This is a genomic window from Amycolatopsis speibonae, assembly GCF_042647925.1.
In the GTDB taxonomy this organism is placed as follows: Bacteria; Actinomycetota; Actinomycetes; order Mycobacteriales; family Pseudonocardiaceae; genus Amycolatopsis; species Amycolatopsis speibonae.
Genome location: NZ_JBHRWK010000015.1, coordinates 29,701 through 44,760, shown reverse-complemented (window position 1 = coordinate 44,760; position 15,060 = coordinate 29,701). Strand labels below are relative to the sequence as shown.

The window sequence follows — 15,060 nt, the reverse complement described above, 5'->3', positions numbered from 1 at the left end:
GCGAGATCGTCAGGATGACCTGAGGGCCCGCCGGAGTTCTGCATAGGTCGGGGCCAGTGTCCGGAGCGTCCTGGCGGCGCGCGCGTCGTCCTCGACGACGAGGTCGTACTGCAGTGAGCCGACCAGCCGTGCCTGCGTGGTGAGGACGGCGGCCGCTTCGCCGTGGCCGACCCGGCGCACGCACACAGCCGCGTCGGAGAGCCTTCGGGCGCCGACGCGGACCGCGAAGTGCATGAGCGACCCGCGCAGTTCCGGGTCGCATCCGGCCTCGATCCGCGCGGCCAGCGCGAGCGCCGCGTCGGCGTTGCCGAGGCTGCCCGGCGGGAGTCCGGCGCCGTGCTCGCCGCTCAGCCGCTTGATCGCCCGGGGGAGTGACGCGACGATCGCGGCCTCCTCGTCGACGACGGTGTGCCGGACGAAGTTGGTTCGCATCGTGTGGGGCTTGCCGTAGTCGACGGTGTCGGCACGCCAGGCGGCGGCGAAATCCGTCCTCGGGATCCGCGCGTACGGGTAGCCCTGCGGATCGTGGGCGGTGACGGACTCGCCGTCCGCGGCGAGCGCGACCAGGAAGTGGTCGGCACCGATCGGGCCGGTCATCCCCGGCTGGTGGCGCAGGTGCCCCATCTCGACCGGCCCGATCAGGACCGGACCGTCGGCCAGGCTTTCGGCGAGCCGGGCGAACGCGGTGCCCGGATCCGGTTCGCTCACGGTTTCCGCACGCCAGCCGAGGACGTCGAGCGCTTCGCCGATGCCGATGTCGGGATCCCAGCCGAACGCGTCGAAGAACGGCATCGAACCGCCGACCAGCTGCATGCCGAAAGGGCTGCCTGTCACGGTTTCGAGCACACCGATTCCCGGTGCTTCGGAGCCCATCATCATCGCGAGGGAATGGGCGTAACAATAGGGGCCGGAGCCGTCGTAAGGAAGATCGATCACGCGTTCGACGATGGCAGTTTTCACGCCGAAACGCCACCCTCCCCGTTTTCCGTCCGTTGTGGACGGTGTATCACCCGTCCGGGGGTTTCGGGGCCACTCAACGGGTTCTATCCAGGGGACACCGCCGGTACCGGTTGCCGTCGACGATCTTGCCGACACAGGATGACCGTCTATCGGACTCGCTGTCCCCGCCGTCCTGACCTGGGCCGACGGAAGCGAGGGGGTGAGGCGGAGGCGGCATGGCGGAACGGCGTGGGCGAAATCGGTGGCGCCGGGGCACAGCGCTGCTCACGGTGATCGTCGTGGCCCTCCTGATGGGTGCCCCGCTGCCCGCGAACGCCCAGACGCAGCCGCGCGGAGCGGGCACCGAACGGCCGATCGGGCCGGAACCGGTGTACTCCGGGCTGGCGCACGGCGGTATCACGATGGCCGCCAACTCGGTCGTGCAGTGTGGTGTCGGCGTGGTCTGCAACGAGTCCGCGAGCAACGCGAGCCCGGTGTCGTGGATCAAGACCGACCCGGCCGCGCCCGGCAACACCGCCTCCGCGGCGAACCTGTCCGTCCCGGCCGGGGCGAAGCTGCTCAACGCCCGGCTGTACTGGCAGTTCAACCCGGTCGCCTCCAGCGGGACCTCCGGTGACGGCTCCCTGGGCAACCAGGTCTCGCTGAAGACCCCGGGATCGAGCAGCTACCAGCGGATCACCGCCGACACCTACGACTGGTTCCCCGCGCTGGCGACGTCCGGCTTCCCGGTCCCGTACACCTACGGCGGCGCGGCCGACGTGACCGACGCGGTGACCAAGGCCGGAGTGGGCCAGTACACCGTCGCCGACATCCAGGCCTGTCAGGGCCAGTCGATCAGCGGGACCAACCTGGGCTGCTGGGGCGGCTGGTCGCTGGTGGTGGCCTACGAACTCCCCAGCGAACCGCTGCGCTACCTCCAGGTGTGGGACGGTCTGCAGCGGGTCGCGGGCGGTGGCGCGCCGACCTCGTCGACCATCGCGCTGAGCGGCATCAAGGCTCCGACGTCACGCCAGCCGAACGTCGAACTGGGGATCGTGGCCGGCGACGGCGACGCGCCCATCTCGGGTGACTACCTCCAGGTCGGTCCGAACGCGAGCAGCCTTCAGGACATTTCCCTGCCCGGACCCGCGGGCCCGGTGACGAACAACGCGTTCAGCAGCCGGATCGACAAAGTCGCGGCCAACGGCTCGGGCGCGAACGTCACCACACGCAATCCCAATCCGGTGAACAACGTCGGGTACGACGCCCGCAGTGTCGACATCACCGGGAAGGTCCCCGCGGGCACCAGCGCGCTCCAGATGAAGATCGGCACCACCGGTGACGCGCTGTACCCGCAGGTGGTCTGGCTCGTCACCGACGCGCTCGAACCGGACTTGCAGATCACCAAGGCCAACGACCCGGCCGGCACCACGAACGACGCTCCGCCCGGCTACGTCACCAAGGGCGGCGACGTCACCTACACCTTCGACGTCGCCAACCGGCACGCCGACGGCACCACCACCGACCTCGACACGGCGACGAACGTGGTGCTCACCGACACGCTGCCGGACGGCGTCACCTTCGTGGCCGGGTCCAATCCGGACTGTTCGGCCGCCGGGCAGGTGGTGACCTGCACCCTGCGGAACCTGAAGCCAGGGCAGTCGCAGAAGGTCGCCTTCAAGGTCAAGGTCGGCGCCTCGGTGCCGGACGGCACCAAACTCGACAACACCGGCAAGCTGACCTTCCGCGGTGAGGACACCGGCCGTCCGCAGGAGCGCACCTCGAACACGGTGCGGAACACGGTCGCCTCGCCCGGGTACCAGCTGACGAAGTCGGTCGACCTCGCCGAGGCGATCCCGGGGGACACCCTGACCTACCGGGTGACCCTGCGGAACACCGGCGTGATCCCCGTGCCCGCGCTCACGGTGCGCGACACCCTGCCGCCGGGCACGACTTACGTGTCGTCCGCTCCTTCGAAGGGCACGGCGTCCGGAACGGGGCCGATCGACTGGGCCGTGAACGGCCTCGCCATCGGGGAGACAGCCACGCTGACCGTGCGCGTGAAGGTCGACGAAGCCGCCATCGGCAAGGAACTGGTGAACCGCGCGACCGTGCCGATCGGACCGCCGCCGGTCGTCCCGCCCGACAACCGCTGCCCGGACGATCCGGCCGCGGCGTGCGCGAAGACCAAGGTGCCCCCGCCGTCGTACACGGTGACGAAGACCGCGGACAAGGAGTCCGCCAACCCCGGTGACACCGTGCGCTACACGGTCAAGGTCGCCAACACCGGAAAGGTGACCGCGGCGGATCTCAAGGTCGTCGACGATCTGACCGGCGTGCTGGACGACGCGGTCTACCAGAACGACGCCACCGCGTCGCCCGGTGCCGTGACGTATGCGGAGCCGAAGCTGACGTGGACCGGCACACTCGCGGCGGGGAAGAGCGCGGAGTTCACCTACACGGTCAAGGTGAAGAACCCCAACACCGGCGACAACCGGTTGAAGAACGTGGTGACGTCGGAGACTCCAGGCGGGAACTGCCCTCCGGGTTCGACGGATCCGAAGTGTGGCACCACGACGCCGGTCTCGGGTCTGTTGATCGAGAAGACGGTCGACAAAGCGTCCGCGAACCCGGGCGACACGGTGAAGTACACGGTGACCGTGCGGAACACCGGGCAGACGAAGTTGACCGGTGCGACGTTCACGGACGATCTGACGCAGGTCCTCGACGACGCGGACTACCGGAACGACGGTGCCGCGACCATAGGTGCGGTGTCCTTCGCTTCGCCGAAGCTGACGTGGACCGGCGATCTCGGCGTCGGCGAGACGTCCACGGTGACCTACACGGTCAAGGTCAAGAGCCCGAACACGGGCGACAACAAGCTCAAGAACACGGTGTCGTCGGAAACGCCGGGCGGAAACTGTCCGCCGGGTTCGACGGATCCGAAGTGTGGCACCACCACGCCGGTGTCGGGTTTCAAGATCGAGAAGGTGGTCGACAAGCAGTCGGCGAACCCTGGTGACGTCGTGAAGTACACGGTGACCGTCACGAACACCGGCCAGACCGAGATCTCCGGTGCGACGTTCACCGATGATCTGACGCAGGTCCTGGATGACGCGGATTACCAGAACGATGGTGTGGCGACTGTCGGTGCGGTGTCGTTCGCTTCGCCGAAGTTGACGTGGACCGGTGACCTTGAGATCGGTGCCACCTCGACGGTCACGTACACGGTGAAGGTGAAGAGCCCCAACACCGGTGACAACAAGTTGTCCAATGTGGTCACTTCGGACACGCCGGGTGGGAACTGCCCGCCGGGCTCGACGGACCCGAAGTGCGGTACCACCACACCGGTTTCGGGTCTGAAGATCGAAAAGGCTGTCGACAAGCAGGCCGCGAACCCGGGCGATGTCGTCAAATACACCGTCACGGTCACCAACACCGGCCAGACCAAGCTGGCGGGAGCGACGTTCACCGATGACCTGACGCAGGTTCTCGACGACGCCGACTACCAGAACGACGGCACGGCGACGATCGGCGCGGTGTCGTTTGCTTCGCCGAAGTTGACGTGGACCGGTGACCTCGAAATCGGTGCCACCTCCACGGTCACGTACACCGTCAAGGTCAAGAATCCGAACTCAGGCGACAACAAGCTCACCAACGTGGTGACGTCGGAGACCCCGGGTGGGAACTGCCCGCCGGGTTCAAGCGATCCGAAGTGTGGCACCACGACTCCGGTTTCGGGTCTGAAGATCGAGAAGTCGGTCGACAAGCAGTCGGCGAACCCCGGTGACGTCGTGAAGTACACGGTCACGGTGACCAACACGGGGCAGACCAAGATCTCCGGTGCGACTTTCACGGATGACCTGGCGCAGGTTCTCGACGACGCGGACTATCAGAACGACGGTGCGGCGACGATCGGTGCGGTGTCCTATGCGGAGCCCAAGCTGACCTGGACCGGCGACCTCGATGTCGGTGCCGCGGCCACGGTCACCTACACGGTCAAGGTCAAGAACCCCGCTCCCGGCGACAACAAGCTGATCAACACCGTCACCTCTGAAACGCCGGGCGGTAACTGCCCGCCGGGTTCGACGGATCCGAAGTGCGGTACGACCACTCCGGTGTCCGGCTTGAAGATCGAGAAGTCGGTCGACAAGGCCTCGGCGAATCCGGGCGATGTCGTGAAGTACACGGTCACGGTGACCAACACGGGGCAGACCAAGATCTCCGGTGCGACCTTCACGGATGACCTGGCGCAGGTTCTCGACGACGCGGACTATCAGAACGACGGTGCCGCGACGATCGGTGCGGTGTCGTTCGCGGCGCCGAAGCTGACGTGGACCGGTGACCTCGGTGTCGGCGACACGGCCACGGTCACCTACACAGTCAAGGTGAAGAGCCCGAACACGGGCGACAACAAGCTCACCAACGCGGTGACCTCGGAGACGCCGGGCGGGAACTGTCCGCCGGGCTCGACAGACCCGAAGTGCGGTACGACCACTCCGGTTTCGGGGCTGAAGATCGAGAAGGCTGTCGACAAGCAGTCGGCGAACCCTGGCGATGTCGTGAAGTACACCGTCACGGTCAAGAACACCGGGCAGACCAAGCTATCCGGTGCGACGTTCACCGATGACCTGACCCGGGTCCTCGACGACGCGGACTACCAGAACGACGGTGCCGCGACCATCGGCACGGTGTCCTACGCGGAGCCGGAACTGACGTGGACCGGCGACCTCGGTATCGGCGACACGGCCACGGTGACCTACTCGGTCAAGGTGAAGAATCCGAACTCCGGGGACGACAAGCTCATCAACGTGGTGACGTCGGAGACGCCGGGCGGGAACTGCCCTCCGGGCTCGACGGACCCCAAGTGCGGCACGACCACACCGGTTTCCGGGCTGCTCATCAAGAAGACCGCCGACAAGAAGTCGGTCGATCCCGGTGACACGGTGAAGTACACGATCACCGTCACCAACACCGGGCAGACCAAGCAGGACGGCGCGACCTTCACCGACGACATGACCGAGGTCCTGGACGACGCGGACTACCAGAACGACGGCGCGGCGACCATCGGCGGAGTCTCGTACGCGGCACCGAAACTGACGTGGACCGGTGACCTCGGCATCGGGCAGACCTCGACCATCACCTACACGGTCAAGATCAAGAACCCGGACACCGGCGACAAGAAACTGTCCAATGTGGTGACGTCGGAGACGCCGGGCAACAACTGCCCGCCGGGTTCGACCGACCCGAACTGTGTCGCGGACGTGCCGTCCCGCGAACTGACGGTCAAGAAGACCTCGGACAAGCAGACAGCGAACCCGGGCGACGTCGTCACTTACACCGTGACCGTCGCCAACACCGGCAAGGTCGACCTGGTCGGCGAGGACGCCGCACGGGTCACGGACGACCTGTCCGAGGTGCTGGACGACGCCGACTACTCCGGCGACGCCGCGGCGGCCCCGGTCGCCGGGACGTTCGCCTTCACCGCGCCGAACCTGGTGTGGACCGGCGATCTCCCGGTGGGGGCGTCGACCACGCTGAAGTACTCGGTGAAGGTGAAGAACCCGGTCACCGGCGATCACGAACTGCGGAACACCGTCAGCACCAACACCCCGGGCACCTGCCCGCCGCAGTCCGGCGATCCGGCGTGTTCGACGGTCACCCCGGTGCCCGGCATCTCGCTGGAGAAGAAGGCGGACAAGGCCACGGCGAACCCGGGCGACGTCGTCAAGTACACGGTGACGGTGCGCAACACCGGCAAGACGAAGCTCGACGGCGCGACGTTCACCGACGACCTCACCGAGGTCCTCGACGACGCCGTGTTCCAGAAGGACGGTGCGGCGACGATCGGTGCGGTGACCTACGAGGAACCGAAGCTGACCTGGACCGGTGACCTGGAGATCGGGCAGACGGCGACGGTCACCTACAGCGTCAAGGTGACCAAGACCGACGGCGACGGCAAACTCGCCAACGTGATCACCACCGACACCCCGGGTGGAAACTGCCCGCCGGGCAGCAAGGATCCGAAGTGCGGTACGACGACGCCGTTGTCCAGCCTGAAGATCAAGAAGACGGTCGACAGGACGGAGGCCAAACCGGGCGAGGTCGTCACGTTCACCGTCACGGTGGAGAACACCGGACAGGCCACTGTGGACGATGCGACGTTCACCGACGACCTGAGCCAGGTGCTGGACGACGCCACCTTCGACGGCACCGCGAAGGCCAGTACGGGAACGGTCACCTACTCCGTGCCCAAGCTCACCTGGAAGGGCGAGCTCAAGCCGGGGGAGAAGGCCACCGTCACCTATGCCGTCACAGTGCGGAAGCCGGCGACCGGTGACCACCGTCTGCGCAACGTGGTCACGTCCGAGACCCCGGGCGGCAACTGCCCGCCGGGCTCGGCGAACCCCGACTGCGGGACCGACACCCGGGTGCCGCCGACTCCGCAGCCGCCGGACCAGCCGAACCCGCAGCCGCCCACCCCGCGCCCGCCGGGCCTGGCTGTCACCGGTTCGCCGGTGAAGACCATGTCGATCCTGGCGCTGGGCATGCTGGCCATCGGCGCCCTGCTGCTCCTCGCCGGACGGAGGCGCCGGGAGTCCTGACCGGGCTCAGTGCGGATTGCCCATCGACGAGTTGTCGTAGCTGCCGGGCTTGGCGCGGTAGGGATAGCGGCCCTGCTTCCTGCCGCGCCGGACCCGGCGGCCCAGCAGCATCCCGACGGTGAGGAGGAGCGAGACGACCAGGAGCGCTCCGCCACCGATGAAGAGCAACGCCGTTCCCATCGTCATGAGACGAGCTTAGGCGCCGCGACCAGCGCTTCGACCTCGACGACGAGTTCCGGGCGCGCCAGCGCGGCCACGACGATCAGCGACTGGGCGGGCCAGTCCGCTTCCGGGTACCAGCGGGAGAAGGTCTCGCGCGTCGCCGTGCGGAAACCGTCGAGGTGCTCGGTGCCGGACAGCATGCTGAAGATCTTGACCAGGTGTTCCGGCCCGGCGCCCGCGGCTTCGAGCAGCCGTTCGAGGTTGGCGAGCAACGCGCGGGTCTGGGACTCGGCGTCGGGCCCGGCCAGTTCGCCGTCGGGCAGCATGCCGACCTGACCGGACACGACGACGAGTTCGTGATCGGCGGGTACGCGGACCAGATGGCTGTACGGCCCGATCGGTGCCGCCACGGTCTCCGGATTCCAGCGCTCGATCATCGGTCCCCATTTCTCGGTGCACGGCGTGCTTCGCCGCCGATTATCGAGGACCGATGATTCCGTACCGCGACGGGAGTCTCCCCTTCGAAGGACGATGACCGAAGGGACTCCGGATGACGGATTCAGGACAGAAGGCGCGCGATCGCGCCACGACCGGGGTCTGGCCGCTGATCCGCACCGAGCGGGCGGCCCTGGCGAACGACCTCACGGGGATCGCCGAAGAGCGGTGGGAAACGCCATCGCTGTGCGCAGGGCTGACGGTGCGCGAGGTGCTGGCGCACCTCACCGCGGGGGCGAGTCTCACGCCGGCTCGGTGGTTCGCCGGGGTGATCCGCTGCCGGTTCGATTTCGACAGGCAGGTCGCGCTGCGACTGGCCGAACAGCTGGGTGAGGACGGCGCCGAGACGCTGGAGCGGTTCCGCCGTGTCGTCAGCAGTACGACGAAACCGCCGCTGCCGAAGATGGCGATGCTCGGCGAGGCGATCGTGCACGCCGAGGACATCCGCCGCCCGCTCGGCCTCCGCCGGGACTACCCGATCACCGTCCTCACCGCGCTGGCCGGGTACTACCAGGGCGCCGACATGGTGGTGATGGCGAAAGGGCGTATCGGCGGGCTGCGGCTCGAAGCGACCGATGGTCCCTTCGCGGTCGGGTCCGGGCCGCTCGTTTCGGGTACGACCCTGGCGCTGATCATGGCGATGACCGGACGGGCGGCGTACCTGGCGGACCTCAGTGGCGACGGGGTCTCCATCCTGCGGCAACGGGTGCCGTCGCAGGACTGACTATCAGCCCTGCTCGAGGGGCAGGCCCGCGTCGGCCCAGTCTTCGATGCCCTCCCGGTACTTGCGGACGTCGGTGTAGCCGAGGGCGGTGAGCCGGTCGGCGACCTGCCCGCTGTTCGGGCACGCGGGGTTCGAGCAGTAGGTGACGATCGCGGCGCCGCGATCGGGCAGTAGGGTCGCTGCCCGCGCGTCGACGTCGGCGAGGATCAGGGGAGCGGCGCCGGGCAGATGCTGCTTGGCGTAGTACTCGCCACCCAGCGCGTCGATCACTGTCACCGTCTTCGCCTCGATCGCGGCCTTCAGCTCGTCACGGGTGATGAGTGCGGTCATGTCGCTACCTCCGGTTAATCGGACTATAGTCCGCATGTGCCTCACGACCATAGCGGACCGCAGTCCGCTTCTGCAACGCCGCTGGAACTTCTGTGCACGCCGCCCCCCAAGGAGCGTGCCGACGCCGCCCGCAACCGGGCCGCCATCCTGGACGCGGCCGCGTCACTGTTCGCCGAGCACGGCGTCGAAGCGGTGTCGATGGACCAGGTGGCGGCGGCTGCGGGAGTGGGCAAGGGGACGCTGTTCCGCCGCTTCGGGGACAAGGCGGGGCTGGCCGCGGCGCTGCTGGACGCCCGGGAACGCGTGCTCCAGGAAGGGATCCTGCACGGCCCGCCGCCGCTGGGCCCCGGCGCTCCGCCGGCCGAACGGCTCGTGGCATTCGCGGACGCGTACGTCGGCTACGTGCTCAAGCATCTGCCACTGGTGCGGATGTCGGAGACCGCGGCGCCGGGCGCGCGGTACCGCATCGGGGCCTACCGGTTCTGGCACCGGCACGTCGCGATCCTGCTCGACGGCGTTCCCGACCCCGAGCACGCCGCGCACGCCCTGCTGGCCCCGCTGGCGGCCGAGCACCTGACCGCGTTGCTGCCGGAACTGGGGGAGGACCGCGTCCGCGCGGGGATCACGCGCCTGTGGCGGGACGCGGCCTCCGGCTGATCAGGCCGAACCGGCCGCGGCCGGCACCGGATGCCAAGGTGTCGCGTCGAAGATCAGCGTGATGGACTCGATCCGGCCGTCCCGCAGCCGGAAGTGCTCCGCGGTGCGCTGGGTTCCCATCGGGAGGACGGTGTGCACGTCGTAGACGAGCGTGGCTTCCGTGTCGCCGTAAAGCTCACTGATCATGTCGACGCCGGTGACCACCTGGAGGAAACCGGGCAGCCCGGCGAGGTGCCCGTCGGCGTCGGAGGTCATCATCGGGCTCCGGAAGACGAAGGTGTCATCGAGCAGGGCGGCCGCCGCGGGCACGTCCCCCGCGAATCTCGCCCGGTGATAGGCCTGGACGGTCTCTCGTGTCGTGCCGGTCATGAACGCTCCTCCGGATAGCGGGCCAAACGGTCCTGGTTTTCCACCACGCGCAGGCAGAGATGCCGCATCAAGGCCGTCTCGGCGGGAGTGAAACCGCGGAAGACCGCCGCCATCGCCGCCTGTGACGGCCGCCGGAACTCGTCGAGCCAGGTCCGGCCCGCCGGGGTGATCCTGGCGAGCACGGAACGCCGGTCCTCCGGCGCTGGAACGCGTTCGGCCAGGCCACCGCGTTCCAGCGTGTCGACCAGGCCGGTCACGTTCCTCGAACTCACCCCCGCGGAGCCGGCGAGATCCTTGATGCTGACCCCGGTCTCGTTGCCCGCCAAGCGGATCAGGATGTCCAGCGCGCCGGGGCTGAGCCCGCGGCTGTCGGTGCCCGTCGAGCGCAGTTTGTCCAGGCCCCGTGCCGCCGCCCGGATGGCCGCCGCCGCCTCCAAGGCGCCGAGATCGTCGTCGCCGGCGAACTCGGCGAGCGCTGTCCGCACCCGGGGATCGAACAGCAGGTCGTCCCGATCACGGCCGAAATCATCTACGTGCTTCATAGTGAAGCACTACTTTAATACGTACTTCCGTATCTGTCATCGGCGGGGAGGGGCGTGAGACAAGTAAGGTGTCGGCGAGACCCGGGAGTGTGTCGATGACGGTGGGGCGCCGGACGTACCGGCCTGCGAGGCAGGCCGTGCTGGTCCTGCTCGCCGCCGTGCTGACCGCACTCGGCCTGTTCCTCGCGCTCCACTCGGGCGATTCCGCTTCGGCGGACGAGTCGCGTGGGGCGAACGCGACGGTCGACTCCTCGGTCTCCAAGGCCGTGGCGCCGGTGCGCGCCATGGGCAGGCTCGCCGCCGAACCTTCGCTGCTGGGTGTGCACGGTCATGGTGACCTGCCGCTCTTCGGGACCGTCCCGCACGGGCCCGCGTCCACGACGCTGCTCCGGCTCAGCGAACTCCACGACGACGTCACTCCTCCCTCGCGCACGGCGAACCGCCTCGCGCTGGGGGATCGCGCTCCTCCTCTCCCGGTAGCCGTCTGAAGCTGCCGGGCACGTCTTCCGCGTGCCCGGACCGGGAATCCGCGCGCCTGCTTTCGCTTTCCGCGCGCGGGTGAATTCATCGAGGAGAAACCGTCGTGCCGCGCGAAACCGCGCGGCGAGGCATGACCGGGCGAGCCGTCGTCTCGCTGGTCATCCTCGCCGCGACCGTGTATTTGTTGCTGACCACCGCCCCGCGCCTGGGGCTCGATCTGCGTGGTGGCACGCAGATCGTGCTGGAGACCAAGGATTCGCCCACCGTCACCGCCGACGCGGAGACCACTGACCGGACGCTCGAAGTGTTGCGCCGCCGGGTCGACGCGCTGGGCGTCGCCGAGCCCATGCTGGCCCGCTCCGGGGACAACCGGATCATCGTCGAACTGCCCGGCGTGCGGGATCCGCGCGAAGCCGTCGAAGTGATCGGCCGTACCGCGCAACTGTCCTTTCATCCGGTGATCGGCGTCGGATCCGTCCCCGGCGAAAAGCCGGACACCCGCGTCCTTCCCGACGAGAGCGGCCGGCCGATCACGCTCGGACCCGCCGCGCTGACCGGCGAGGGTGTCGACGGGGCACGCTCGTCGATCGATTCGCAGGGTGGCGGCGGCTGGCTCGTTTCCGTCGACTTCAAAGGGGATTCGGGCCGAGCCTGGGAAGGACTGACCGGGCAGGCGGCCTGCTCGCCGCCCGGCGACCCGGCCCGCCGGGTGGCGATCGCCCTCGACGACAAGGTGATCTCGTCGCCCCAGGTGAGCCCGCAGGTCGCCTGCGGGGTCGGGATCGCCGGCGGGAGCACCCAGATCACCGGGCAGTTCTCCCCGGCCGAAGCGAAGGATCTGGCGTTGCTGATCAACGCCGGCGCGCTGCCGACACCGGTCGAGATCATCGAGCAGCGGACCGTCGGCCCCACGCTCGGCGCCGCCGCGATCGACGCCAGCGCCCGCGCCGCCGTGATCGGCCTGGCGCTGACCGCGCTGTTCCTGCTGGCGGTGTACCGCCTGGCCGGGCTGGTCGCAGTGGGCGCGCTGGTGGCGTACGCCGCCGTGTCCTACGCCGCCCTGCTCGCCGTCGGCGCGACGCTGACCTTGCCGGGGCTCGCCGGATTCGTCCTGGCCATCGGCATGGCCGTCGACGCCACCGTGCTCGTCTTCGAAAGGACGAGAGAGGAACACTCGGTCAAACAGGGAGGCACGCTGCCGCGCTCGGTCAGCCGCGGGTTCAGCGGCGCGTTGTCGGCGATCGTCGATTCGAACGTGACCACCCTGCTCGCCGCGGGACTGCTGTTCTGGCTCGCATCCGGCCCGGTGCGCGGGTTCGGGGTGACGCTGTCCATCGGTGTCATCGTGGCCCTGTTCATCTCGCTGGTGCTCACGCGCTGGCTGCTGCACCTCACGATGCGGGGCGTGGTCGCGCGCAAACCGCGGCTTTCCGGCCTCACCCACGAGGGCCGGGTCCGCCAGTGGGTGAACAGGCGCGACCCGGAGTTCCTCGGCAAGCCCCAACGCTGGCTGATGGTGGCGGGCGCGGTCGTCATCGCCGCGATCGCGGGACTGTTCGTGGCGGGGCCGAACCTCGGCGTCGAGTTCACCGGCGGCCGGGTGATCGAATACAGCACTTCGTCGCCCGCCGACGTCGAACAGATCCGCGACGCTGTCTCCGACGCCGGATTCCCCCGCGCCGTCGTGCAGCTGTCCGGGGAGAAGGACATCTCGGTCCGCACCGAGCCGATCGACGAGGCCGCCACCGAGCGGATCCGGACCGCTGTCGCCGGGGTCGCCGGTGACGCGACCGAGATCCGCGACGAGCAGATCGGCCCGAGCCTCGGCGTCGAACTGCGCACCAAGGCGGTGATCGCGCTCTGCCTCGCGGTGCTGGCGCAACTGATCTACCTCGCGGTGCGGTTCGACTGGCGCCTCGGGCTGGCCACCGTGGCCGCGCTCGCGCAGGACGTCCTGATCATCCTCGGGATCTTCGCCTGGCTGGGCAAGTCCCTGGACGGCGTCTTCCTCGCCGCGCTGCTCACGGTGATCGGCTACTCGGTCAACGACTCGGTGGTGGTCTTCGACCGGGTCCGGGAGGTGCGGGGACAGCACCGCAAGGAGCCGTTCGCCCGCGTCGTCGGCACGGCGGTGCTGCAGACGTTGCCGCGGACGATCAACACCGGGATCGGGGTGCTGTTCGTGCTCGGGGCGCTGCTGTTCCTCGGCGACGGTTCGCTGGCCGATTTCGCGCTCGCGCTCCTGCTCGGTCTGGTCGCCGGCACGGTGTCCACTGTGGCCACCGCAGGTCCCGTGGCGATCCTGCTCGACAAGCGGTGGCCCGGGGCCGGCCGTCCCGTCCGCAAGGCGTCGCGGACACAGAAGCGCGACGACAACGGCGCGGTGGTGTGATCGGCGTTCCTTTGTGGACCGCCGGGCTCCGCCCGGCCTCTATGCTCGTTCCCGGTGGCAGGGGAGTCCACCGGGAACGAGGGGCGGGGTAGATGATCCAGAGCGTGCTCGTCGGCGCTGTCGTCGTGCTGGCTTGGACGATGACAGCGGCACGGCTGGAACGGTGGCAGATCACCGCGCCGATGGCGATGGTCGCGGCGGGGCTGGCGATCGGGTTCAGCACCCGCAACGATCTCGGCAACGGGCTCAATACCGAGATCGCCCTCAACGCGGCGGAACTGATCCTCGCGCTGCTGCTGTTCGTGGACGCCACCGCGGTCAAGGGCGGCTATCTCGGGCGTGACGCCAAGACCGCGGTGCGGCTGCTGCTGATCGCGCTGCCACTGACGATCCTGATCGTGATGGGCGTCGGCCTGCTGGTGCTGCCGGGCCTCGGCTGGGTGGTGATCCTGCTGATCGCCTGCATCATCGCGCCCACGGACTTCGCTCCGGCGACCTCGGTGGTGCACGACGTCCGGGTGCCCGAACGCGTGCGGCACCTGCTGAACGTCGAAAGCGGGTACAACGACGGCGTCGTCGCCCCGGTGTTCATCTTCGCGCTCACCCTCGCGGGGAGCAATCACCAGGCGAGCACGCCGGGTGAGGCGCTGCAGGCCGCTGTCCCGGCGGCGTTGCTGGCCGTGCTGGCGGGCTCCGTCATCGGCGCGGTGGCCGCTGTCGCGATGAACGTGACGGGCAGGCACGGCTGGTCGACGCGGCATTCCGCGCGGGTCGCGGCCGTCGCGTTGCCGCTGCTGACCTACACCGCCGCCGTCGCGATCGGCGGCAACGGTTTCGTCGCCGCGTTCATCTGCGGGATCGCCTACAAGACCGCCCGGCACCCCGACGAGGACGAACTCGGGCTCGCCGAGGACGTCAGCTCGCTGTGCGGGCTGCTGATGTGGTTCGTCTTCGGCAGCACCGCGGTACTGGTGCTGTCCTTCGGCCTCACCTGGGGTGTGGTGATCGTCAGCGTCGTCGCGCTGACCGTCGCCCGGCTGATCCCGGTGCTGCTCACCTTGCTGCGGACGGATTTCCGGTGGCGGGACCGGATGACCATCGGTCTGCTGGCGCCGCGCGGCGCGGCGTCGATCGTGTTCGGGCTGCTGGCCTACAACTCACTCGACGGGGACGCGGCGGACGCCGCCTTGAGCGTCATGGCGGTGACCGTGCTGGCGAGCGTCGCCGCGCACGGTGTCGGGGCGTCGGCCTTCCTGAACCGCAAGTCCAAGACCTCTTGAGCGGTAAAGACGGTTAGAACCGTCCCTGCTACTCACGAGGTCCTGGACCTGAGCCGGTGGTGTCGTGTCTGCACCTGCGGTGCGC

12 protein-coding genes are annotated in these 15,060 nt (G+C 68.8%); 6 read left to right on the top strand and 6 right to left on the bottom strand.

The features are described from left to right. Window positions 1-9 precede the first annotated feature (9 nt). The gene (locus tag ACFOSH_RS12090) at window positions 10-960 is read right to left on the bottom strand and encodes a hypothetical protein (RefSeq protein ID WP_378238878.1); all 951 of its coding nucleotides are present in this window, start codon (window positions 958-960) and stop codon (window positions 10-12) included. 215 nt (window positions 961-1,175) lie between these two features. Here ACFOSH_RS12090 and ACFOSH_RS12085 point away from each other — a divergent pair, with 215 nt between their 5' ends. Next, a complete protein-coding gene (locus ACFOSH_RS12085; RefSeq protein ID WP_378238877.1) occupies window positions 1,176-7,544 on the top strand; it encodes a DUF7927 domain-containing protein in 6,369 nt (2,122 codons plus the stop codon). 6 nt (window positions 7,545-7,550) lie between these two features. On the opposite strand, the gene ACFOSH_RS12080 is transcribed toward ACFOSH_RS12085, so the two are convergent. Both ACFOSH_RS12080 and ACFOSH_RS12075 read right to left on the bottom strand, forming a co-directional pair. Next, window positions 7,551-7,730, bottom strand: coding sequence for a hypothetical protein (locus ACFOSH_RS12080; protein ID WP_378238876.1), 180 nt, complete (start codon window positions 7,728-7,730; stop codon window positions 7,551-7,553). After that, complete coding sequence (locus tag ACFOSH_RS12075) at window positions 7,727-8,143, bottom strand: RidA family protein (protein WP_378238875.1); 417 nt, start codon at window positions 8,141-8,143, stop codon at window positions 7,727-7,729. The genes ACFOSH_RS12080 and ACFOSH_RS12075 overlap by 4 nt, the downstream gene beginning before the upstream one ends. 113 nt (window positions 8,144-8,256) lie before the next feature. Here ACFOSH_RS12075 and ACFOSH_RS12070 point away from each other — a divergent pair, with 113 nt between their 5' ends. Continuing rightward, entirely contained in the window at window positions 8,257-8,925 is a 669-nt protein-coding gene (locus tag ACFOSH_RS12070; RefSeq protein ID WP_378238874.1) for a maleylpyruvate isomerase family mycothiol-dependent enzyme, read from the top strand. A 3-nt stretch (window positions 8,926-8,928) separates the two neighbouring features. Here the strand turns inward: ACFOSH_RS12070 and ACFOSH_RS12065 are convergent, their stop codons facing one another. Beyond that, window positions 8,929-9,255: a rhodanese-like domain-containing protein gene (locus tag ACFOSH_RS12065; RefSeq protein WP_378238873.1), complete on the bottom strand. Its 327-nt coding sequence runs from the start codon at window positions 9,253-9,255 to the stop codon at window positions 8,929-8,931. Between the two features lie 81 nt (window positions 9,256-9,336). On the opposite strand from ACFOSH_RS12065, the gene ACFOSH_RS12060 reads away from it, so the two are divergent. Then, window positions 9,337-9,912, top strand: coding sequence for a TetR/AcrR family transcriptional regulator (locus ACFOSH_RS12060; RefSeq protein ID WP_378238897.1), 576 nt, complete (start codon window positions 9,337-9,339; stop codon window positions 9,910-9,912). Here the strand turns inward: ACFOSH_RS12060 and ACFOSH_RS12055 are convergent, their stop codons facing one another. Further along, on the bottom strand, window positions 9,913-10,281 hold the full coding sequence (locus ACFOSH_RS12055) for a nuclear transport factor 2 family protein (RefSeq protein ID WP_378238872.1): 369 nt from the start codon (window positions 10,279-10,281) through the stop codon (window positions 9,913-9,915). It lies immediately after the preceding gene. Beyond that, complete coding sequence (locus ACFOSH_RS12050) at window positions 10,278-10,823, bottom strand: MarR family winged helix-turn-helix transcriptional regulator (RefSeq protein ID WP_378238871.1); 546 nt, start codon at window positions 10,821-10,823, stop codon at window positions 10,278-10,280. Before ACFOSH_RS12050 ends, ACFOSH_RS12055 begins: the two co-directional genes overlap by 4 nt. Before the next feature lie 95 nt (window positions 10,824-10,918). On the opposite strand from ACFOSH_RS12050, the gene ACFOSH_RS12045 reads away from it, so the two are divergent. From ACFOSH_RS12045 to ACFOSH_RS12035, 3 genes are all read left to right on the top strand, one after another. Further along, window positions 10,919-11,311, top strand: a complete 393-nt coding sequence (locus ACFOSH_RS12045) for a hypothetical protein (protein ID WP_378238869.1) — start codon at window positions 10,919-10,921, stop codon at window positions 11,309-11,311. 95 nt (window positions 11,312-11,406) lie between these two features. Then, window positions 11,407-13,695 (top strand): protein translocase subunit SecD, encoded by a 2,289-nt coding sequence (gene secD, locus ACFOSH_RS12040; RefSeq protein WP_378238868.1) that lies wholly within the window; start codon window positions 11,407-11,409, stop codon window positions 13,693-13,695. Between the two features lie 92 nt (window positions 13,696-13,787). Then, window positions 13,788-14,975 carry a cation:proton antiporter gene (locus ACFOSH_RS12035; RefSeq protein ID WP_378238866.1) on the top strand — a complete coding sequence of 396 codons (1,188 nt, stop codon included), beginning with the start codon at window positions 13,788-13,790 and terminating at the stop codon, window positions 14,973-14,975. Window positions 14,976-15,060: the final 85 nt, after the last annotated feature.

Excerpts from the sequence above, each read along its gene's own strand:
- ACFOSH_RS12085 (WP_378238877.1), top strand. The coding sequence starts at position 1,176 with ATGGCGGAACGGCGTGGGCGAAATCGGTGGCGCCGGGGCACAGCGCTG.
- ACFOSH_RS12080 (WP_378238876.1), bottom strand. The coding sequence starts at position 7,730 with ATGACGATGGGAACGGCGTTGCTCTTCATCGGTGGCGGAGCGCTCCTG.
- ACFOSH_RS12075 (WP_378238875.1), bottom strand. The coding sequence starts at position 8,143 with ATGATCGAGCGCTGGAATCCGGAGACCGTGGCGGCACCGATCGGGCCG.
- ACFOSH_RS12070 (WP_378238874.1), top strand. The coding sequence starts at position 8,257 with ATGACGGATTCAGGACAGAAGGCGCGCGATCGCGCCACGACCGGGGTC.
- ACFOSH_RS12065 (WP_378238873.1), bottom strand. The coding sequence starts at position 9,255 with ATGACCGCACTCATCACCCGTGACGAGCTGAAGGCCGCGATCGAGGCG.
- ACFOSH_RS12055 (WP_378238872.1), bottom strand. The coding sequence starts at position 10,281 with ATGACCGGCACGACACGAGAGACCGTCCAGGCCTATCACCGGGCGAGA.
- ACFOSH_RS12050 (WP_378238871.1), bottom strand. The coding sequence starts at position 10,823 with ATGAAGCACGTAGATGATTTCGGCCGTGATCGGGACGACCTGCTGTTC.
- ACFOSH_RS12045 (WP_378238869.1), top strand. The coding sequence starts at position 10,919 with ATGACGGTGGGGCGCCGGACGTACCGGCCTGCGAGGCAGGCCGTGCTG.
- ACFOSH_RS12035 (WP_378238866.1), top strand. The coding sequence starts at position 13,788 with ATGATCCAGAGCGTGCTCGTCGGCGCTGTCGTCGTGCTGGCTTGGACG.